This is a genomic window from Oribacterium sinus (assembly GCF_963553175.1).
GTDB lineage: Bacteria > Bacillota > Clostridia > Lachnospirales > Lachnospiraceae > Oribacterium > Oribacterium sinus_B.
The window spans coordinates 20284-44771 of record NZ_CAUVME010000020.1; the positions used below are offsets into that span (position 1 = coordinate 20284).

Consider the following 24488-nt stretch of genomic DNA (forward strand, 5'->3'; position numbering starts at 1 on the left):
GAAATTGAGAAAAATATAGACAGGAAAACATAAATACTATTGATTTTAAAAATAAAACAAAAAATTTTGAAAAAAATATTTGTTTTATTTTATTTTCGGATAATCCTTTTAAAAAGTGGAAATTGAGTCGATAAATCTAAGGTTAAGAATAAGAAGGAAGAAAGAGTTCAGGAAGATACACTTTCTTTTTTTGGAGGAAAAGGAGTCTACAATGATGCAGGAAAGTGCGAGTAGAAACGGTTTAGGCGCAGACAAAGAAAAATGGCGGGAAAAACAGGGATTTCGAGGACAAATCCCGGTTTTTAAGAAAGGGAGAAGAGTAGGGAAACGACTTTTTGCCTTCTTTTTGGCTATGCTTTTAGCTGCCGGTCAATTAGAAACAGTAAGCTTTGCGGAGGAGGTATCTGCGTCGCCGCTGCAAGTCAAGGAAACAGAGTCGGAAAATCAGAAGGAAGCTATTTCTTTCGAGAAAGCTTCACCTAAAGAGACAGCTTCAACAGAAACCACTTCATTGGAAGAGTCTTCACCGGAAAGTTCCCCAATAGAAAGCTCTCCAATAGAAAGCTCTGTAACAGGTAGTTCTCCTGTAGAAGCCTCTTCATACGAAGCATCTTCAACGGAAGCTATTGCAATGGAATCTTCTTCAAAAGAGAGAGATTCTTCAGGGACGGATTCTTTAGAAGGGACAAAAAAAGCTGCAAAATTTATTTTGAACTCTGAAGAGACAGAAATAGAAGGGCTTAGTGAAGCCGGCGTTCGGATTACGGCAAAATATCCGGAGTCTACCTTCCCTTTAGAGGTACAGATGGAAGTAAGGGACATCAAGGAGGAAAGTCTTTTAGAGGAAATGAAAGAGAAGGCTTTGCAAAGAGCTAAGCTGCAAGATGCCGGAAATCATCTGAAAGAAGATAGAAAAAAAGGTGGAAAGAAAAAAGAAAAGCAGAAGGAAGAAGGCTGGGAGATAGACTCTCTTTCCGCCGTGGATATTTCTTTTTATGTTTTAAATGAGGACGGCAAGAAGGTAGAGGTTCAGCCGAAAAAAGGAAAAGCCGTAGAGATTACACTGGAAGAATCCTCATTAGAGAAAAAAGAAGGCAGGGAAACAACTACAGAAGTAGAGCCGGAAGCTGAGGATGAAGAAAGAGAGGAATCGGATAGTAGCTTGGGAGTGGATTCTTCTCAGACAGGGGAAACAAAATTACAGGTTCTGCATTTTGATGAGCAGAAGGGTGTAGAGTATTTGGATTCTCAGGTAGAGGGGGAAGAAATCCGTTTTCAAGGAAAACGTTTCAGTCCCTATGCAGTAGTACGTACCAGAAGAAGGAGAGATGTTCCTACAGAAGGAAACAATAACAATATCAAGTTCCATGCCTTTTGGAGTGTTAATGCTACTGCTAACCAAAATGATTCCATCAGCTATATTAACTCCGATTATAATCCTGCTGATGAAGACACAAAAAAGTCTATGCTGATTAAGCCGAAAAAAAATTACAACATGACCATAGGAATCAGCTATATGGTGAATTTTATCGGAGGGGCGGGAGCACCCCAGGATTATCCTACAGGTTCTATCAACATTTATCTTCCCGCAGCAATTTTTAAAGGAAAAGACGGAACTGATCAGGTGGCGGAGGACCAAAACAGCAGAAGCTTAATTTCGCAATTTAATCCGGGAGATATTGTGGAAGCGCCGGGGGTTTCAAAGAACAGAAGTAATTATACAAAAGTCGGCATTACCAAAATGGTAAACGGAGTACCGGTGCCTTATATTAAGGTCAGTAACACGGATGCCAGAGGTCCTGCAAACTCCCTGGGGGCTATTTTTTCTTATAATTTTACGCCGACCTTATTAGATTATACCCATGACAGTACTTCGGTAGAAAAGGGTGTTTATGAGCTGGAATTTCCTGTATTCTTGGAAGTCGATCAGGACATGGATGGAAGTTTTACCGGCCCCCATGATGCCAGTATAGAACGAAAACTGAGAATCAGGGTGGAATCCAAAGTAAATCCCAGCACGGTGGAGCTAAGGGAGGCGAAGAAGTTCGATGCGCCCAAATCCGTTTATTTCCAATGGGATCCCACATGGGGACCGAGGCCTGCGGATGCGGATAATTATTTTTACGGCCTCTTTTATGGAAGAGCGGATCGTGCCAAGTGGAGTACCCAGGCACTATCCTTTGTGCCGGATATTACATCCACATCGGCTCCGGTAGCCGGTTCAGGGGCTATCTCTTCCGGGCAATTAATCGGGGTAAAGCGTTATCCTCAGGACGGAGAATTTGATGCTTTATTTAATCCGAACCAAATGATTGGCAAAATAGGGAACAGTCCCAAGGATATTGCCACAGAAATGGGTGTAGCGACGCCCAGTTTGCCTCGTTTAGAGAATCCTATGGGAAAGACAAGCATTTTTATTGCTCCGGAATATAAGACGGAATACAAAAATAAAAACCTGGATTATAAAGAATATGCCAGCTTTGATGATGGAGGCTACAGAAATACCGCTTTTTATGCCTTTCTTTACCGTTATCCCAAAACGGATATTACAACAGCACAGAGTAGCGGACAGGATCTGGAGACCCATCCTCTAAAGTATAAAAGTACATTTTCTGTACAGGATATTTGGCAGGATGGATATAACGGAACACCCAAGGCGGAAAGTACTGCAGAACTGGAAGTATATGTACGAAAAAATGTTGGGGGAGTGGCTCGTTTAGATAAATATACCGGCCAGCCAACTGATACCAATACCCAGTTGATTAAGGGAATGCAGACCCTTTTGGCGGAAGGAACTCCGGTGAGTCTTTCCTACAGTCTCTTTGCAGGTACCCATTTAAAGGATAGTGAAATCACATGGAATGGAGATCATACGGCCTATACTACGGCAAATGGTTCCAAGGCGGAGATTTCCGATGGGGGAAGATATACCCTCTTTAGCATGGACAATATTAGCAGCAGTGACGGAAAGCCCACGGAAAGCGCCGGAGTACTAAGCTATCCTTCTACAGGGGGAGATCCTTATGTGCTGTCAGAAGATGACTATTCCTATGAGTCCTTTTATCTGGCGGACTATACCGCCTATGATGTGGAGTTTAACGGCTACAGTAATGAAAAAGCCGTGAACTCCAGCAAGGCCTATACTCGCTTTGCCCCCATTGAGGTTTACGGCAAGAAGAAGGGGGGAAGTGAAGAAAAGCTTGGAGAGCTTTATCTGAATGCAGCGGGATACAAAAAATTCCGTAGTGTATCCGGAGTGGAACAGGATGCTACTGTGCAGAAACCCGTGTCCTTTCCGGAGGGAATCAAGGAGATTCGCTTTAAAAATTCCAGCTCCTTCTATGAGACCGGCTTTACTACAAGGGTAAATCTTCGCCTTCATCCTACAGAGGCCATGAAACAAAGACTGGAGAAGGACCTTCAAAATAAGAAGAACAGTTTTATTGCCGCACCGGCGGAAGGAAAATTGTCCATCGGAGATACTGAGATTGTAAAAAATCAGGTAGGAGAATTTTGGAATAAGGTAGGCTACCAACTGAGTCCGGCGAATTATCAAAGTGTGCTGGAAAAGAAAAGTATAGGTTCTATAGAGGACGATCCTGCAACAGGAAGACAAAGAAGAGCCGTTACTTTCACGGCATATAATGATATGAGTATCAATAATTCCTATGCTGCTTATCTAAATGCCTATAAGATTACAGAGGGTACTTTTTATGATTTACTGCCCTTAGAAACGAATGTTGACCCGGACAGTATAGAGATGGGAGACTATAGCTACGCGGATTCCCTACCGACTCCGGGAGCACGCTATGAAAAAGGAAAAGACTATACCGTGGAATTCATTCCAAACTGGGAAGACTCCGGACAAACCATGATGAAAATCAAGTTTAAAAGACCGGGAAAAGCGGATTGGTTTACCGGAGGAGTCCTTACCAGAAACGGTGTTCGCGTGCAGTATAAGCTGGAAAATACCTATAGCAGTATTATTGATAATGGTGCCAACCCCAAGAATAATGTAGGCTTTGTGGATGAGACTCCCAAGCATAAGAGCAAGACGAATCTGACTACAGACAATTTTGTCGGGGCAAATTATGAGAATAAGCAGTATTTTAAATCCGTGATGGAAACTTCCACCTCGGAGAAACAGGGAATCTTGTATACGGAAGCCAATGTGGACTATAACATTCCTACCGCAGTATCCGCCGGATTTGTAAACCGTATCAGTACGGAAATCAAGAAGGAGTATATTCCGCAAAATGTTTCCTATGCAGGAGACCCCTATGTGCATAAATTAATGTACAGTACCGCTCCCAATTCCAAGACGGCAGATTATGTATTATATGATATTCTGGGAACAGAGGAGGAAAGGAATGGAGACTTTGACTATGTGGATTTCCCTGCCCTTTTAAGAAAGAAAACCTACGATGCCCACAATGCCAATAACAAAGATACTGCAGCACCGGTAGTTTATTATGCTACGGTAAAGCCGGATGTATCGAATCTTAATGTGGATGACAGCAGTATCTGGAAAAAATATGAGCCTGAGAATCATCCGGTGGACAAGAAAAGTATTGTAGCTATTGCGGTGGATGTAAGAAAGACCAAGGCCGGTAAGCCCTTTTATCTTCCGGGACAAAGCGCCATCAGCATTTATGTTCATATGAATGCATCCACAGAAAAGCGAAAGCTTAGTGTGGAGAATACCAATACGGCAATCACCATTCACCGTACCTTTACAGGAGACCAACCGAACAATACATCTCAGCCTACCGATAAAACTGACATCAGTAAGCATAGGATTCTTCCGCCGATTAGCGTGGAAATCAAAGGACAAAAACATATCACCAAAGATGCCGGAAATGCAGACATCAAAGCAAAGGGAGCCTTCAGCTTTAACTTAAAGCCTGTGGGAAATGCGCCTATGATAGATGATGAGGGCAATGCGATTTTGGATACCGTGAAAAATCCGGAGGATATGGGAGGAGAATTTCATTTTCCGAAAATCACCTTCTACCGGCCGGGAACCTATCATTATACGGTAAAGGAAAGTGGCACTTTCCCGGGGGTTAGCAATGACCCTGTATCGGAAAAAGCCTTAACGGTAGAGGTGAAGGTAGATGCACCGAACTATACAAAATTAAGTGCGGAACTAAGCTATGATGGGGAAACGAAACTAAGCTTTACCAACCATTTTAGTGAGAAGGATCTGCCTAAACCGAAGGAGGAGCCGAAGACACCGCCCCAAACGCCGAAGGAAGAGCCGAAGACACCAAGTTCCAATAGGGAGAATCCTAAGAAGGATAGACCAAGACCACAGGAAAGCCCCAAGAAGGAAGAGCCCAAGAAGCCTACGGATCCGGTACCGAAGGATAATCCAAATCCTCCTTCAACACCGGAAACTCCGCCTAGAGAAGAGCTTCCTCCTGCTAGTCCTGTTGTACCTCCCAATCCGGAAACACCGAAAACGGTAACCGTCGGAAATATTCCTCCTGCAGAACTTGCCGGAAGAAGACGGGAACTGAGAGAAAGAAGAGAAAAAGTCGAAAAACGAATCGGAGAGATTCTTGGACAGACCCGGCCTTTAACGGAGGAAGAAAAGCAGGAATTAAAGGAACTGGGAGAAGTACTTAGCGGTATCCGAGAAGAAGAAAAGCTTCTTTCCAGACAGGTGTCCACAGGAGATACAAAAAATCTGAAGCTCTTGGCATGGGGATTTATCTTGAGTGCTTTATGCTTGGGCGGATACAGCGGATCTACTCTGCTAAGAAGAAGGAAGAGAAGATAGGAAAGAAGACTCTTCAAAAAACTTCGAAAATTATTGATTTTTTTAGATTTTCAAAGAAATTATTATGCAATAAATGAATTTTGCATAAACAGATAATAGGATAATAATTATTTGTCGACAAACTGTTAGGACTTCCCCTACAATAGGCAGTCCTAACAGTTTTTTGTTCAAGACGATTGCTTTAAAATGCATTCTTATGGAGTATCGCCGGCTTTGTGTTCGATATCTCCTTTAAAGCATCGTTTAGAAGAAGCTTCCAAGTGGGAAGAATAGAGTCATAAAGGAGTGTGACATGGAGAACAAAATGAGAAAGCAGGAGACTGCGGAAGCTATGGGAAGAGGAAGGGATACCTTAACCCGTAGAAATTTTTCCAAAAGACGTCAAAGAGGAGGCTTTGCCAAGAAGGGTATGGCTTATTTCCTCAGTTTTTTGATGCTTGCGGGAAATTTGCAAAGCGTGAGCTATGCGGAAGAAATTGCCGGAGAAACGGTAGAACGTATCGCTCTTGCTACGGAAGAAAAATCCTCTGAAAGTCTAAGAGAAAGGGCGGAAGAGAAGGCGGGGGAGGGAAAGACTTCTTTGGAAGAAACTGCCTTAGAGAAGGAAGGATCCGCATCAGAGGGAAAAAAGGAAAAGAAAGAAGAGCTAGTATCAGAAGAGGAGAATAAGACTGCTCCTTCGGAAGCAAAGACTGAGGAGTCTTCTTTGGAAGAGAAGGCTAGTTTGTCATCGGAAGAAGCTAAGCAGGAGGAAAAGCCGGAGTATATGGACGCCGGTTCTTTTGAGGCTTCCTACAGTAAGGATATTACTATACTGGCAAGCTTTTCTGAGGGAACCTTCTATGAGGGAACCAGAATGAAGGTGGTCCCGGTAGATTCAGAAAGCATTCTGGAAGAGGCCAAGGCCCTTTCTTTGAAGGATTATAAGAAAAAGAATCCGGGGGAAGAGGCGGAGGTTGAAGTTCTGGAGGCTATCGACATTTCCTTCTACAGAGAAGTTAACGGTGTGGAAAAGGAAGTACAGCCTAAGAACGGCAAGAAGGTAGAGCTTCGCCTGCAAAAAAGTAAAAAAATAAAGGATGCTTTAGAGAAGACTGAGGAAAATCTTAAAGAAGATCAAGAAGAGGATCTTGAGGAAGAACTACAGATTGTACATCTTTCTGAAGATCATCCCGGAGAAATCCTTAGTGTAAAGGAGGAGGGAGAAGAACTCCTGTTTTCCGCAAAGCATTTCAGTCCCATTATCCTGGTAAGAAGAAAAAGGGATTTGGGAGAAGAGGCTGTCAACCATGAGTTTAAGGCGTTCTGGACGGAAGCTCCTAATGCTCCTAGATTTGGCAGCACCATTCCCAACGGCCATACTTATACCGATAACAGTAACGGTGTAATGCGGGAACAAAGAGATTTAAAAATCATTCCTCCGGAGAACGCTTCCAACGGTACGGATACAACTACCCTGGGCATAGAGCTTACCCTGAAGGGAAACAAAAATGTCAGTTATGATGTAGGAACGGTTAATATTGATGTTCCTGCCAGAATTTTTGAAGGCTGGGATGAAAATGAACCGGACAAAATTTCTGTATATGAGAAAAAGGAAGGGAATCAGCATAAGCTGCAGCCTTCTATGGCTACAGGCTTGCTTGAGGCGCCGAATACCAATACCCAAAGTAGCTTTAATTATACCATTATCAAAAAGAATGTTCCCGGAAAGGATAAGCCGGAAGACTATCTTCGTTTAACTAACTATAGGGCGGTAAACGGTGGATTTACTTTTAAGGCGGATATTGCCTACAACCTGACTCCTTCCATGCTGAAGGTAAAGCATGATTATGCTAAGGGGGTAGGTGTCTATGACAATAAATTCCCTGTCAGCTTAAATATTGACCACAGTGATAACAGTTTGGATGTGAAACAGGATGTTCCTCTTTCCGTTCATGTGGAAACCAAGGTTGAGCCTACTAGCTTCAATTTCAAGCACGGTGAGGCGGATATGAAGCAGGGGATATTCTTCTCCTGGGATCCCAGCTGGGGCACTACCACGGATAACCCCGGTGAGTATTTCTATGGCGTTTGGTATCTAAGAGTGGATAGAGCCAGGGCAAGCTCTCAGGCCTTTGATTATAGCTTCCATACCTTAGATCCTGCAGATTCGGGTGGAGGAATCCTGGTTGGTGCGAAGAAGCTTCCTACAAACGCGGCATGGAACGTCTACTACAATAAGAGCGATATTGAAAATCATGCCAGAAACGGTTATGCGGATATTGCAAAGTTTATGGAGCCGGGAGAAAATCCTCCGGCAACAAAGCCTTTTTTGGAGAACCCCATTAATAGAAGCTATGTAGGAATTCCAAAGGATCCCAGTGTAGAAAACCTCCCCACTCATCAGCCCTATGTGGCTGCCTTAAACTATGCCAACGACAAGTATAATTCCCAGCTTTATGCCTTACTGTATAAGTATCCTATGAGCAAGTTGCAAGAGGCAAAGGACAAGGGTATCGATCTTACGACCGATGGGCTTGATATTAGCAATAAGGTTGGGTTTACAGAAACCTGGGCAGACGGCTATGTGAGAAAGGGTGAGGCGGAGGCGGCACCTATGAAGGTACTTCTTCGCTCTTCAGGGCCGGGAGACTTTTTATTAAAGAAGTATAATACTGTGGATAGACAGATTTACCTTGGCGTTTTTGGATTACAAAGTATTTATAAAGGTGGTGCAGCGGCTCCTGTAGTATATAGCAACTGGAATGAAAGCTTTACTCTTTCTGCTACATATAAGGCAAAGGATAGCAGTGTAAATGTGTCACGGGACGGAAGCTATACCACCTCTGATACTAATGTTCCCGGTTCCGGTGCTACCCTTACAGACGGAAAGTATAAGCTATTCTCTGTAAAACCCAGCCAAGTAAATGGAAAAACTTTGAAAGAGGAAACAAATCAGGATGAATTCTCCAGTGATTCTATAACAAACGGTGATGTTTATAGAGGTGGCGTTTATGAATTAACAGAGGAGGACTACCATTATAGCCGTATCTATTTAAGAGATATGAAGGCCTATGATGTGGATTATTTGGGGAATCAGTTGGTAAAATTCTCCGGTAAAGCTAGCCCCAGAAAGAAAGATTCCAGCTATCCTCCCGTACAGGTTATGGTAAAGGATAAGAGATATCCGGGAAGAGGATATTTTGAGTATGGTCGCTTAAGCTATAACGACCATGGAGGCGTTATCTTTACTGTAACAGAGCCCGGCGCAATAAAGAAGTATACACTCCGTGACAATGCCGACATTTCACAAACGAATCAGCTGGACTTAGAGGCTGCCTTTGGAGATAACATTGTAGGGCTTCAGTTTAAACAGGATTCCCCCTATTATAAGACAAACTTTGATGCGTCATTCACCATAAAGGTGACTCCTCAGCCTGCTATGCGGAACTTCATTGCCGATACCATGGCTAAAGGAGACGGGTATAACATGAACTTCCTGGCAGGTGGCGCTGTAGGAGAAGTCCGTCAATTAGGTACAGCGATTATTGATAAGAGGGCGGGAAAATACTTGGCTGAAATAGGCTATGGTTTAGAGCCCTTAAATATCACCTCGGAGCTGGTAAAGCAAAACAAACCTTATGTGGACCATCCTGAGCGCAGCGAGCAAAGCATGGATGTTATTGCCTGGGGCTTTAACTGGGGAATCTTCCCCACCAGTTTACAGGAGGATGAGTATACCAAGCCTTATGTGTTAAAATCCGGAATTATCTATGATCTTCTTCCTGCAGGAACCTATGTGGACGAACGCTCTATTGTTCTGGGAACCTGGGATGCGGCGGACACTCCACCGGAAAGTAAAAAATTTGTCAAGGGGAAGGACTATACCGTAGAGTTTAAGAAGAACTGGAAAGGCTCCGGTCAGACCATGATGATTATTAAGTTAACCATTCCGGATGATGCAGAGCATCGTTTTTGGAATAAACAATATAATCGAAGCGGTTGGAAGCTAAACTATACCCTTTGGAACCCTTACACCAATATCGTGGACCGGGGAAGAACGGCAAAAAACACCTTGGGATTTGTCAATACTGACGAGAATACCATTTGGAATCCAAACTATAACCCGAAGCTTGCAAATCCGGGGAATAATGCAGATAAAATTAAATATTACGAGGAGCTTGCGCTGAATGCTTTAAACAGTAGCAATGATAAATATACCACCTCCGTAACGGAACTGAATATGCCCTACGGCCCGGTAACGGTACTGGAGGCAAGATTCAGCAATACGGTTTCTACGGAGATTGATCCCCGTTATTTAAGTACTAATGTAAGCTATATGGGAGATCCTTATACCCATAGACTGATGTATCAGGCTTCAGATAACAGCAGAACAACGGATTTGGTCATCTATGATATCCTGGGAGAGAAAAAGGATAGAAACGGAGACTTTAACGGTGTAGACATCAACAGTCTCTTGAGTAAGCGCTCCTTTGATAAGGACAATACCAACAACTCGGATACCTTAAAGCCCAGAGTCTTTTACTCTTATGAAATTCCTACTGAGGCAAAAAGAGATTTAGGAAAGGCCTTTCATGACCCGGATTACAACAGTGATACGAATCCAAACAATCCGAGGAATACCGGTACCAGTATTTGGCATGAATGGAACTACGAGGACGAAACACAAAATGTCGGCGTAGAAAAAGATAAAATTGTGGCTTTGGCTTTTGATCTTCGTACTACCAAAGACAAGAAGCCCTTCATTTTAGATAAGAAGGGATTGCTGATTGCCAATGTCAATATGCTGGCCCATACGGATATGGATAAGATTCCTGTTGTAAACACCAATCTGGCATACCGTGTAGCTACCTTATTCCCGGGAAATGATATTCCTCAGAATGTGGCACCGGATATCGTAGAAGGCAGCAGTAGCCATAAACTGGTGGAGCCGGTAGTCTTTAAGCTTCCGGTAAAGAAGATTTTGGAAGTCCCAAAGGAATTAGCTACGCAAGCTCCCGATATTCGCGGAAAATTCACCTTCACAATCAGCGGAGAAAATGGGGCACCTTTACTGGATGAAAAGGGAAATCCTATCACTACAGTATTGAAGAACCCGGATAAGGACGGCGGAACGGTAGAATTTGGAAACATTCGGCTGATGAGACCCGGAACCTATACTTATAAAATTAATGAGCATGGAAGGAATGTAGACGGTCTTACCAGTGAGGACATGGGAGATAAATTTATCACCATTACCGTTACAGACCCGGATCACAAGAAGATGGTTTCTGATCTACGAATTAACAATGGCAATCCTTTAAGTTTTGTCAATGTTTTCGGAGAAGAAATCATTGAACCGGAAATTAAGGTGCAAAAGTTCTTAAGTGCTACGGCAGGAATCAAGAAGCCGGATATCAGTAATGCATTTACCTTTACCTTAAAGAGTAAAAATGGAGCACCCATGCCGCTAGAGGCAGGTGGTTCCGACAGTTTAAGTAAGACAAATCCTGATGCTGTCGGAGGAGAGGTTAACTTCGGAAGAGTTAAGATTGCGGCTGTAGGAGATTATGAGTATACAGTAACAGAAAGCGGTTTATTCCCCGGAGTAAACAACGATCCTCGTGCCACCAGAAATGTTACGATTAAAGTTCGTCGTCTTGATGGTAAACTCTATGCTTTGGTGGGAGGAGACGACTTTAACTATACCAATGTCTTTACGCCTACACCTACACAGGGACAGGTAGATCTTGGTAAGAAGATTTCCGGAAGAAAGCCTTCTCAGGCAGACCCTTTCCGTTTTGTACTTCGGACGGAAACCATGGAGATTTCTTCCAACTCCGTTTACTGGACAGATAAGCGAGAAGATCCAATCTTCAATGACAAGGAAATCTTTTTCAATAACGGTAACGGAAACGATACCTTTGAGGAATATCTGGATCCGGACAACAACGTTATTAGGAATAAGAAAATCGTGAGCAACTCCGATTTGGAAGAAGGTGTTTTATATGGTTCCAGCGGTCTTATTACCGAAGTGAAGCCATCCTTAAGATCTATGCCTAAGGGACTTTTCCAGCCAATGCCGGAGGGTAGCCAGTCTGAAACGGAGATGGTAGTGATTGCCGGAGAAGGACATACGGAATTTGCTCCCATTACCTTCCATGTTCCCGGAAAATACGTGTACACGGTAAAGGAATTAAAGGACGGTATCAACGGATATACTTATGACAACACCGTATATACGGTAGTCTTTACGGTTAGCCAGTCTCCGGATAATAAAGAGATTTTGATGGTAAGCCGAAAGATTTACAAAAACGGTGCGGAAGTTTCAGAGATTCTCTTTGATAATAAGTACAATCCCTACAGACCGGGAGGCGGAGGAGGAACACCAAGGAGGCCATCCTTCCCCGCACCGAATACCCCGGGAGGGCCCGGAGAACCGCCGGTAGAGCCTGAGAAGCCCACGCTTCCGGAAGACCCCAAGACTCCTACACCGGACAATGGAAACAATGTTCCGCCCAGTCCCACAGTACCCAGAACCATCGAGGAGATTCAGAAGCGAATCGGTGAGATTCTCGGAGCAGGACGGAAACGTCCATTAACACCTGAGGAAGAGGCGGAGTTAAAGCATCTGGGAGAAGTACTGGGAGCCCTTAGAAAGGCTCAATCCAGAAAGGTAAATACGGCAGATGCTTCTCATTTGCTTTGGTATGCCTTTGCTTCAGCACTAAGCTTTAGCCTTTTGAGCATTTACTACTTCCTAAGAAAGCTAAGGAAGAAAAGATAAAGCAGAAAGCTAAAACCGAAAAGTTAAAGCTCATTCTCTTTTAACTATTGATTTTTTTAGATTCTCAAAGAAATTATTATGCCATAAATGAATTTTGCATAAACAGATAATAGGATAATAATTATTTGTCGACAAACTGTTAGGACTTCCCCTACAATAGGCAGTCCTAACAGTTTTTTGTTCAAGACGATTGCTTTAAAATGCATTCTTATGGAGTATCGCCGGCTTTGTGTTCGATATCTCCTTTAAAGCATCGTTTAGAAGAAGCTTCCAAGTGGGAAGAATAGAGTCATAAAGGAGTGTGACATGGAGAACAAAATGAGAAAGCAGGAGACTGCGGAAGCTATGGGAAGAGGAAGGGATACCTTAACCCGTAGAAATTTTTCCAAAAGACGTCAAAGAGGAGGCTTTGCCAAGAAGGGTATGGCTTATTTCCTCAGTTTTTTGATGCTTGCGGGAAATTTGCAAAGTGTGAGCTATGCATCGGAAAACGCACAGCTCGTTGCGGAGCAGATGGGACTATCCTCTGAAGCAAATTCCTTGACGGAAAGCACCCCTGCAGAGCAAGCAGAGGAAGAATCCGCATTAAGAACAGATGCTGCAAAGGCTTCCGGAGAAGCAAGCGAACAGGCGACACAGTCCGGAGAAGTGCAGGAGACAGCCTCTGAAGATGCATCTGCCGGGAAACAAGCAGGAGAGGAACAGGAAAATTCTGACGCTGCTGTAGCAGAGGAGAAGGATGCTTCGGCAGAGGAAAGTAAAAAGGAAGAGACTTCCGAAGAAGGAGCAAATCAGCCTTCTGAAGAAGCGGGGGAAAAAGCGGCTCAGTACATGGAGGCCGGTTCCTTTTCCGTGTCTTATAAGGATTTGACCGTTACCGCGGAATATCCGGAGGGAACCTTCCAAGAGGGCACACAGATGAAGCTGCTTCCCTTGGAGAAGGAGTCTGTCGTTGAAGAAGCCAAGTCTCTTTTGGAGAAGGACTATGAAAAGGATTATCCCGGAATGGTACCTCTTGTAGAGGTGCTGGATGCAGTGGATATTTCCTTTGTCAGAGAAGTGGACGGCGTAGAAAAGGAAGTTCAGCCGAAGAACGGAAAGAAGGTGGAGATCCGCCTGCAAAAGACCGAGAAAATCAAAGAGGTTTTGGCGGAAGAGGATAAGGATCTTCGCATTGTGCACCTGCCGGAAGGACTTCCGGCAGAGATTCTTCCTGTAAAGGAAGAGGGAGAGGATTTACTCTTCTCCGCAAAGCACTTCAGTCCTATTGTCGCTACGGCGGTTTCTGCAGGACAAAGTGCCAGTGCCCATGATTTTAAGGCCTTCTGGATGGAATCGCCGGATCCGGATGCAGGAACAAGTAATGCCAAAACCGGACACAGCTATACAGACGGCAGTAACGGCGTTATGCGAGACCAGAGGGATTTAAAAATCATTCCTCCCGAGAAAGCTTCCAATGCCACGAATACTACGACCTTAGGGGTAGAACTTACCTTAAAGGGAAATAAGAATACCAAGTATGCACCGGGAACGGTAATCATGGAAATTCCTGCCCGTATTTTTAAGGGCTGGGACAGCGCTGAGCCGGATAAGATATCCGTGTATGAGAAAAAGAATAATAACCAGCATAAGTTACAGCCGGCGATTACCACCGGAGTACCTAAGGCGCCAAATACCAATCCACAAAGTAGTTTTAACTATACGATTATTCAGAAGGATATTGGTGGAGGAAGAACCGAAGAGTACTTCCGCCTGGCAAATTTTAGAGAGCTTACCGGCGGTTTAACCTTTAAGGCGGATATTGCTTATAACTTGACACCGACCATGCTTGCTGTAACGCATCAGCAGATTAACGGCCAGGAAAAAGGTGTTTTTGATAACACTTTTCCGGTAAGCATGAAGATTGATCATAGCGACAGTAGTCTTGACGCAGAAGAGGACAAAACCCTTTCCGTTCATGTGGAAACGGAGGTTAAAGAAACCAATTTTACTTTAAAGCATGGAACGGCAGATGTGAATCAGGGCGTTTATTTTACTTGGGATCCCAGCTGGGGGAAAAAACCTGACGATGCAGAACAGTATTTTTACGGAGTTTGGTATGTTAGAGTGGACAGAGCCAAAGGAAGCTCACAGCCCTTTGACTATGTTTTCCATGCCGGGAGTCCTCTGGATTCCGATGGCGGAACCTTGATTGGTGCAAAGAAACTCCCCAGCAATGTGGCCTGGAACAATTACTTCTATAACAATATTGCCAATAATGAGAATAATATTGAGGTTTATGCCAAGAATGGCTATGCCAATATTGCAAAGTATATGGGAGTGGGAGAGAATCCTCCGGCAAATGCCCCATATTTGGAAAATCCGATTGATAGAACTTATGTGGGAATTCCCAAGGATCCAAGCGTCCCCAATCTTCCTGTCGGCTTGCCCTATGCGGAAAACTTACAATATGCCAACGCCCATTATAATTCCCAGCTATATGCCTTGCTATATAAGTATCCCATGCAAAAGCTGGAGGATGCAAAGAACGATGGCATTAATCTGGCTACACAGGGCTTACCCATTACGAACAAAATTCATTATAAGGAAATTTGGGCGGATGGGTACGTAAGAGAAAAGGATGTAACGCCTAAGGACCCCATGATGGTCTATGTGCATCCTTCCACTCCCGGTGATTTTGTACTGAAAAAATATAATACGGTAGATCGAAAAGTCTATATAGGAATTTTCGGTTTACAAAGTATTTATAAGGATGGCGGAAAAGCTCCGGTTGTCTACAGTAACTGGAATGACAGTTTTACCCTGTCCTCCAATTACAAGGCGGATGATAACAGTGTTGCCTTTGGGACAGACGGAAAATACACAACCTCCGGAACTTCCGGACAACCCGGTTCGGGAACCACCATTACCGACGGAAAGTATAAGCTTTTTTCTACTAGCAGAATCAGCGTAAACAATCAAAATGTGGAGCAGACCTTGGGAAGCGGAGCCTTTTCCAACCTGCCCCATGATAACGGAACAAATGCGGATGCCTACAGAGGCCCTGTATATGATTTAACGGATGACGATTACCACTATAGCAAGATCTACATGAAGGACATGAAGGTCTATGATGTGGAGAAGGTGGATAATCCGATTATCAAGTTCGCCAAAAAGGGAGATTATAAGAAGGAATATGCAGAGTATCCTCCTGTAGAAATCTGGTTAAGAAGGAAGGGTACCGGCTTAGATGATTATTTCAAGTACGGAACCTTTAGATTTGACGCCGGAAGAAGAGTGCAGTTTACGCCGGAACCGGGGTATGAGGATAAGTGGGATCTTACCCAGAATAAAGCTTCTCACGTTACTCACTTAAATCAATTGGATTTAGAGAAAGCCTTTGGAAATAATATTGTAGGCCTTCGCCTTAAGCAGGATTCTCCGTATTACAGAACCAGCTTTGACGCGGCATTTACCCTACAAATTACCCCCCAGCCGGCAATGCAAAGTGCCATTGCCACTACTATGGCTCGAACTGATGGCTACAACATCAGCTTTTTAGCGGGAGATGCCACCGGAGAGGTTCGTCAGCTGGGAGTACAGAGGCTGAATAAGAGAGCCGGAGATTACTTCACGGAAGTAGGATACGGTTTAGAGCCTTTAAACATTAACTCTGAGCTTGCAAAGACTAATGCCCCGTATGTAGATCACCCTGAACGAAGCGAGCAGAGTATGCAGGTATTTGTTCGAGGGTTAAACTGGGGAACCTTCCCCACCAGCCTTCAGCAGGATGAGTACACAGACAAATATGTTCTGAAGAAGGGGGACATCTATGACTTGCTTCCGGCAGGAACCTATGTGGATGAATCATCTATCATAATAGGAAACATGGATCAGGCAGAGATACCGCCGGAAGAAAAAAGATTTGTAAAGGGAAAGGATTATACGGTAGAGTTTAAGAAGAATTGGGAAAACTCCGGACAAACCATGATGATTATTCATCTGACTATTCCGGATGACAAGCAGCATCGTAACTGGGACAAATTCTATAACCGAAGCGGTTGGAGAATGGCTTATACTCTCTGGAATCCCTATACCAATATCGTAGACCGTGGAAGATCCGTAGTAAACACCGTTGGTTTTATCAATAAGGATGCCAATACCATTTGGGATGGTAACTATTCCAATGGGAAAACCCCCAATCCCAGCCCTGCATTGCTTGGAAAATATACTGCAAAAAGGGATGAGGCAGCCAGTGAAAATGGGGCTTTTACCACCTCTGTAACGAGCCTTACCATGCCTTACGGTCCGGTAACGGTACTGGAGGCAACCTTTAACAATACGGTTTCCACAGAAATCGATCCTCGTTATCTTGGAAGCAATGTGAGCTATATGGGTGACCCCTATAATCATAGACTTCTGTATCAGGCTTCTGCCACCAGTAGAACCACTGATTTGGTAATCTTTGATATCTTAGGGGAGGAAAAGGACAGAAACGGAGATTTTATCGGAGTAGACATTAACAGTATGCTCAGTAAACGCTCCTATGACAAAACCAATGCCAACAACCAGGATACCTTAAAGCCCAGAGTATTTTATTCTACGGTTATTCCTACTCCGGAACAAAGAGACCTGGGAAAGCCCCTGTATGATGCCGCAGGATATACAGCGGATACCAATCATAACAATCCGAAATTCAGTGACAGTATCTGGAAGGAATGGAACTATGAAAATGAAAGCGCAAATACAGTAGATAGAAAGGAAATCAAGGCACTTGCCTTTGACCTTCGAACCACTGTGGCAGGAAAACGCTTTATCCTGGATCAGCAGGGCTTGATTTTAGGCAATGTCAATATGGTAGCCCACACGGATCAGAAGAAGATTAAGGTGGAAAACACCAATGTGGCTTATCGTACCGGCATTTTGTTCCCGGGAAATGATGTTCCCCAGAATGTAGCACCGGATACGGTACAGTCCAGCAGTAAGCACCGTCTTGTGGAACCGGTAGTCTTTAATTTACCGGTAAAAAAGGTCTTGGATGTGCCGGCAGGATTAAATGCCCCCAGTATTCAAGGAAAGTTCACCTTTACCTTAAGCGGCGTGGATGGAGCTCCTTTATTGGATGAAGAGGGCAATGCCATCGACACCGTAAAGCGTAATCCGGATGCTAACGGAGGTATGGTGAACTTCGGAAAGATTCGTCTTTTAAAGCCCGGAACGTACCAGTACAAGATTCATGAAAGCGGACAGCATTTGGATGGTGTGCAAAGCGAAGATATGGGAGATAAGTTTATCACCATTACCGTAACGGATCCGAATCACGTAAAGATGGAGTCGGATTTACAGCTTAGCGAGACCAACCCGATGACCTTTACCAACGTTTACGGCGTAGAAGCTATTGACCCGGAAATCAAGGTGGAAAAATTCCTAAGCGCAACGGCGGGAGTGAAGAAACCGGATATTTCCAATACATTTACCTTCACCTTAAAAAGAGTGAACGGAGAGCCTATGCCGGCGGAAGCAGGAACTGCAGACAGCCTGAGCAAGACCAATCCGGATGCTATAGGTGGAGAAGTAAACTTCGGAAGAGTACATATTACCCACCCCGGAGTATACAAATACACCGTAACGGAAAGCGGTTTGTTCCCCGGTATCGTAAACGATCCTCGTCCTACCAGAGAGATTACCATTACAGTTAATGATTTAGGAAATGGTCATCTCTTTGCCTTAGTAGGAGGAGACGACTTTAACTATACCAATGTCTTTACGCCTACCCCCACACAGGGACAGGTGGAGCTTGGAAAGAAGATTTCCGGATTAAAGCCTCCCAAGGCTGATCCCTTCCGTTTTGTCCTTCGGACGGAAACCATGGAAATTAGTTCCAACTCCGTATATTGGAATGACAAGAGAGAAGACCCAAGCTTTGATGAAAATGAAATCCTCCTGAATAACGGTAAGGGAAACGATACTTTCGAGGAGTATCTGGATCCGGATAACAATGTTATTAGGAATAAGAAAATCGTGAGCAACTCCGATTTGGAAGAGGGTGTTTTATACGGCTCCAGTGGCCTTATTACCGAGGTAAAGCCTTCCTTAAGATCTATGCCTAAGGGACTTTTTCAGCCAATGCCGGAGGGCAGCCAGTCTGAAACGGAGATGGTAGTGATTGCCGGAGAAGGACATACGGAATTTGCTCCCATTACCTTCCATGTTCCCGGAAAATACGTGTACACGGTAAAGGAATTAAAGGACGGTATCAACGGATATACTTATGACAACACCGTATATACGGTAGTCTTTACGGTTAGCCAGTCTCCGGATAATAAAGAGATTTTGATGGTAAGCCGAAAGATTTACAAAAACGGTGCGGAAGTTTCAGAGATTCTCTTTGATAATAAGTACAATCCCTACAGACCGGGAGGCGGAGGAGGAACACCAAGGAGGCCATCCTTCCCCGCACCGAATACCCCGGGAGGGCCCGGAGAACCGCCGGTAGAGCCTGAGAAGCCCACGCTTCCGGAAGACCCCAAGACTCCTACACCGGACAATGGAAACAATGTTCCGCCCAGTCCCACAGTACCCAGAACCATCGAGGAGATTCAGAAGCGAATCGGTGAGATTCTCGGTGCAGGACGGAAGCGTCCTCTGACTCCTGAGGAAGAAGCGGAATTAAAGCGTTTGGGAGAAGTGCTGGGAGCCTTGAGGAGAGCCCAATCTCGAAAAGTAAATACGGCAGATGCTTCTCATTTGCTTTGGTATGCTTTTGCTTCAGCACTAAGCTTTAGCCTTTTGAGCATTTACTACTTCTTAAGAAAGTTAAAGAAGAAAAGATAAAGCAGAAAGCTAAAGTTAAAACTCACTCTCTTTTAACTATTGGGAAGAAGTTTCAAAAACAATGAATCGCCTTTTGGCAAGGATTTCGGTCCTGCCAAAGGGCGATTTTTTGTGGTTTTTCACTTTGCAAAAGCTGTGGAAATATTGACGAGGATAAAATAAAGAGTTAGTATTAACTAATATAAAATTAGTAAAATCTAATTGATGTTTAAAAAACTGATACAAGAAAAGGAAAACAATTTTCCCATTTTTAGCAACGAAGGAGGAAATATGGTACGAAAGGGCTTTAAAAATCTGGCAATTGGGATGGCAGCGTGTATGATGCTTTCGCAAAGCTTCCCCGCTTTGGCGGTAGGAAATACGGAGGGGCATTGGCAGAAGGAGGAAGGGGCTTGGACATTTATCAATCCCCAGGGAGAAAAACAGAAGGGATGGATTGTCTCCGAGGGAGCTTGGTATCTGCTGAAGGAAGACAGCGGAACACTGCAATCCGGCTGGTGGAAGGGTCCAAGCGGAAAATGGTTCTTCTTCCAAACTGCTCATGACGGTTCCTTTGGAAGGCTCTGTACAGGTTGGCAGTGGATTGACGGCTACTGCTATTATTTCGAGGATCAGGATTCTGCCCATTTAGGGGAGTTGCTTACCGCGGGAGCAAAGGATGGCTATTCCGTAGATGAGGATGGACGTTGGGTAGAGAATGGAAAGCCTGTTTATGAGCAGGGCAAAGGGCTTCTCTCCAAGGAAGATGGACAACAGGTTGCGGGAGTAAGCCGTAGTATTCCGGAAGTCCTAGGGGTAAATCGCAGCAGCTCCGGCGGTTCCGGCAGGTCATCAGGGGGAAGCTCCGGAAGGAGTTCCGGAAGCGGTTCAGGCAGTGTAAGCAATTCTACAAACAGTCAACAGTCTTCGACAGAAAAGCAGAAGGAGGACGCGGAGAAGAAGGCTCGGGAAGAAAAGGAAAAGAAAGAGCAGGAAAAGAAAGAGCAAGAAGAGCAGGAGAAAAAGGAAGTCTTTTCCGTATTGGAGAGAGAGCATAGCGGAGTAGTCAATCTGGGATTTGACAAGTACATTGTACTCTCCTTTAAAGAGGGACGCCCGGAGGATTACAAGGTAGAAGTGGATGGAACCGATATTACCGAAGCGTTAACGCCCATTGATACTGCCGGAAAGCTTTGGAAGTGGGAAAGCACGGTGGTTTCTCCCAAGAATCTGACGATTTCCAAGAAAGATGGCGGAGAAGAAAAAGAGATTCTGTCTTTAAATTCCGGAGAGGCTAAGGAGGCACCTGCAAGATCCTTCGAAAGCTCCGGGGATCTGTCTTTAGTCATAAAGGGAAAAGTTACGAAGGAAGAGTTAAATTATCCCTCCGTACAAGCAGGTAGGGAAAGAACCAAGGAAAGTAGAACTACCTTTGATTTAAGCGAGCAAGAAGAAAAGGGAATCCCTATTACCTATTATTTTAAAGCCTTTCCGGTGGATTATATGGGAGAAAATAATGGAAAGCCCATCAAATATGAACTACTTGCTGAAACAGAAGAACAGAAAAAATGGTTTGACGGTATTGATTCTATTTCCTCTTTGAGTGAAGGCAGTATTTACGGCTTGGGAAATAAAAATGCCTCTTTGCAATTTACGAAGGAAGCGGTGCATAAGACTAGGCATGGAGAGCTTGGTGTTGTGAATATTCCTGCAGGACAGGAGAACCTAAGGAGCAAGGGCTGGTATAAAGTGAAGATCCATTCCTCCTATGATGACAGTACATTGACCATTCCCTTGGAACTGGTTTCTCAGGATAAGTTGGTGTTACAACAGGCTCCGGAGAGCAGTACTCCAAAACAGGGTGAGACTATTCGCTTTATGGCAGAGATTCCGGGAAGAATGTATCTCAGTGAGTTTGGAGAACCCTCCTCAAAATTAGTTTTAAAAAAGCCGGATGGTAGCAGTCAAAATCTGGAATATCTTAAAGACTTTTACTATTATGATGGGGCATTACTTCTTTATGGAAAGAGAAAGGACGAAGAAGGAAGTCTTCTCACCGATCAGGCAGGACAATATGTGCTTACGGTAAAGCTAAACGGATTTGGAAAGATTAAGCAACGCTTTGAGGTTTTTGCCGGAGAAGCCAAAGAAGAGCAGGATGAAAAGGAAGAGAAGGCAAGACAGAAAGACGCAGAAAAAGACAGGGGCAGTTTTGATGCTATCTCCCATGCTACCTCTAGAGAGGTTCTTACGAAGAAAAAGCCGGACCTTTCCGATTTGCCAAAGCTTGGAGAAGGAGAGGATAAGTATTTAGCCCTTTCCTATGATCTTTTAAGCAATGCCCTATTGCTTAGAGAGCTGGGAATTTCCAATCCGGATGCGAATCTGGTGGCAGCTCGTTTCCTTCGTTCCAGAGGGGACAAGTATTTTCTTCCCGAAGGAGGAGATCAGTTCTACGATTTTACCGGATATTTTGCAGCCTACAAAGAAAAAACGGCAAGGAGCATTGTAAGCTATTCTCCGTCAGAATATTTGAAAACCGCAGAAGCCATCAGAAAGGTTCCTTCTTCTCTTTATAGAGTCCTGGAGGACGGCTCTTTGTCTAAAGAGCTGAGAACAGAGTATCTTACGGGAGTAAAGCCGCCGAAGTTTACGGTTGGAGTGGCAAAGCCCGAAGAGGACATTGTGTTAGAGACCGAGGATAGAGAGTATTTGAAGGAAGGAGAGATTAAGGCTTACTTAGACAAACAAAGCTTTACAAAAGAAATTAACTCTTCTTCCATGGAGATATTGGAAGAGGAGGGAAAATTGGTGATTTATCCTAAGGCCTTTAAGGGAAAGGCAGAGGGAAAGCATACTCTGATTCTGGTGCGTAAGGGTTATCAAACTCTGGAGCTTCCCTTATCCTTTGAAGAAGCGGTAGAGAAGCTTCCGGAAGAAACGGTCAGTGCTTCCAATCTGTCCTCTTAAAAATAAGTACATTTGTCTAAGGTACGGAAACCCTATTGCGGACGGGATTTTCGGGATTCTCCATTACAGGAGAGATTATAGCTTCCACAGCTGATAATAGCGAGGCGTTTCATATCGCCTCGCTATTTTTATGCTATTTCGAAGAAAATTTCAAATATTTCTAAATTTAAAATCAAAATTTAAAAAAGAATTAAAGCAAAAATCATTAAGTAATTAAAAATAAAGCAACAAAAAAATGTAAAATTCAAGTGACTTTCCAAGGGAAGTATGTATAATAAGAACATTGAGCCTTGTATTTTTTTTCATACGAGAGGCTTGAAATTTTAAAAGAGTGAGAAGGAGACCACTATGGCAAATTTGGATTTAACACAATATGGCATTACAGGAACCACGGAAATCGTACATAACCCATCCTATGAGCTTTTGTTCCAGGAGGAAACCAGAGCGGATTTGGAAGGCTATGAAAAGGGACAGGTCAGCGAATTAGGAGCTGTTAACGTAATGACCGGTATTTACACCGGACGTTCTCCCCAGGATAAGTACATTGTCATGGATGAGAAATCCAAGGATACCGTATGGTGGACATCCGATGAATATAAGAACGATAACCATCCTGCGTCTCAGGAAGCATGGAACACTGCTAAGGAATTGGCAAAGAAGGAGCTTTCTAACAAGCGTTTATTTGTGGTGGATGCTTTCTGCGGAGCCAACAAGGACACCAGAATGGCAGTGCGTTTCATTGTGGAAGTAGCTTGGCAGGCACACTTTGTAACAAACATGTTCATTCAGCCCTCCAAGGAAGAGCTGGAGAACTTTAAGCCGGACTTCGTGGTTTACAATGCTTCCAAGGCAAAGATTGAAAACTACAAGGAACTTGGCTTACATTCTGAAACTGCCGTTATGTTCAACATCACAAGCAGAGAGCAGATTATTCTAAATACCTGGTACGGCGGAGAGATGAAGAAGGGTATGTTCTCCATGATGAACTACTTCCTTCCATTAAAGGGAATTGCTTCCATGCACTGTTCCGCAAATACAGATTTAAACGGAAAGCACACTGCAATCTTCTTCGGACTTTCCGGAACAGGAAAGACCACCCTTTCCACCGATCCTAAGAGACTTTTAATCGGAGATGACGAGCACGGTTGGGATGACAACGGTATCTTCAACTTCGAGGGTGGATGTTATGCTAAGGTCATCGACTTGGATAAGGATTCCGAGCCGGATATCTATAAGGCTATCCGCAGAGATGCATTGCTGGAAAATGTTACCATGGATGCGAACGGAAAGATTGATTTCAAGGACAAGAGCGTTACCGAGAATACTCGTGTGTCCTATCCTATCCAGCACATCGACAATATTGTAAAGCCTGTTTCCTCCGCACCTGCAGCGGAAAATGTTATTTTCCTTTCCGCAGATGCATTCGGTGTACTGCCTCCTATCTCTATTCTTACAGAGGAGCAGACACAGTATTACTTCCTTTCCGGCTTTACCGCAAAGTTAGCAGGAACAGAGAGAGGAATCACAGAGCCCACCCCAACCTTCTCCGCTTGCTTCGGTCAGGCTTTCTTGGAGCTTCCTCCAACAAAGTATGCAGAAGAACTGGTTAAGCGTATGGAGAAGAGCGGCGCAAAGGCTTATCTGGTAAATACCGGATGGAACGGTTCCGGAAAGAGAATTTCCATCAAGGATACCCGTGGAATCATTGATGCCATCTTAAACGGAGATGTGGCTAAGGCTGAGACCAAGAAGATTCCATACTTCGACTTCGAAGTACCTGTAGCTTTACCCGGTGTGGATCCAAAGATTTTAGATCCAAGAGATACATACGCTGATGCAAGCCAGTGGGAAGAGAAGGCAAAGGACTTGGCAGGACGTTTCGCAAAGAACTTTAAGAAGTATGAGAGCTCTGAGGCAGGAAAGAAGCTTTCTGCAGCAGGCCCTAAGGCATAAGAATAGTACTATTGCTGATAACGAGGAGGGAGATTATTCTCCCTTCTCTTTTGTTATAGTGTAATGTGTACATAATAATCCTTTATCCTATTGGAGTACGCCTATTCTATAGATCTTTGCATGCTTGGAACGTTGGCGGTATTTTACTAAGGTAAAAATAAAAATTCTTTATATTAAGGAATTATGAAAGCACTTTTTTTGTGAAGAAAGCTTTGTTATACT

General features: G+C 44.0%; 5 protein-coding genes. All 5 read left to right on the forward strand.

Features of this window, described 5'->3' with window-relative positions:
• The first annotated feature begins 211 nt into the window (after positions 1-211).
• The 5 genes from RYO92_RS06895 to pckA all read left to right on the forward strand — a co-directional run bounded on the left by RYO92_RS06895 (position 212) and on the right by pckA (position 24266).
• A complete protein-coding gene (locus tag RYO92_RS06895) occupies positions 212-5785 on the forward strand; it encodes a Spy0128 family protein (RefSeq protein WP_315369907.1) in 5574 nt (1857 codons plus the stop codon).
• 292 nt (positions 5786-6077) lie between these two features.
• The gene (locus tag RYO92_RS06900; RefSeq protein WP_315369908.1) at positions 6078-12551 is read left to right on the forward strand and encodes a Spy0128 family protein; all 6474 of its coding nucleotides are present in this window, start codon (positions 6078-6080) and stop codon (positions 12549-12551) included.
• A gap of 306 nt (positions 12552-12857) precedes the next feature.
• A complete protein-coding gene (locus RYO92_RS06905; protein WP_315369909.1) occupies positions 12858-19364 on the forward strand; it encodes a Spy0128 family protein in 6507 nt (2168 codons plus the stop codon).
• Between the two features lie 270 nt (positions 19365-19634).
• Complete coding sequence (locus tag RYO92_RS06910; RefSeq protein ID WP_315369910.1) at positions 19635-22313, forward strand: N-acetylmuramoyl-L-alanine amidase family protein; 2679 nt, start codon at positions 19635-19637, stop codon at positions 22311-22313.
• Positions 22314-22661: 348 nt separating this feature from the next.
• Entirely contained in the window at positions 22662-24266 is a 1605-nt protein-coding gene (gene pckA / locus RYO92_RS06915; RefSeq protein ID WP_007156514.1) for a phosphoenolpyruvate carboxykinase (ATP), read from the forward strand.
• The last annotated feature ends 222 nt before the right edge of the window (positions 24267-24488 follow it).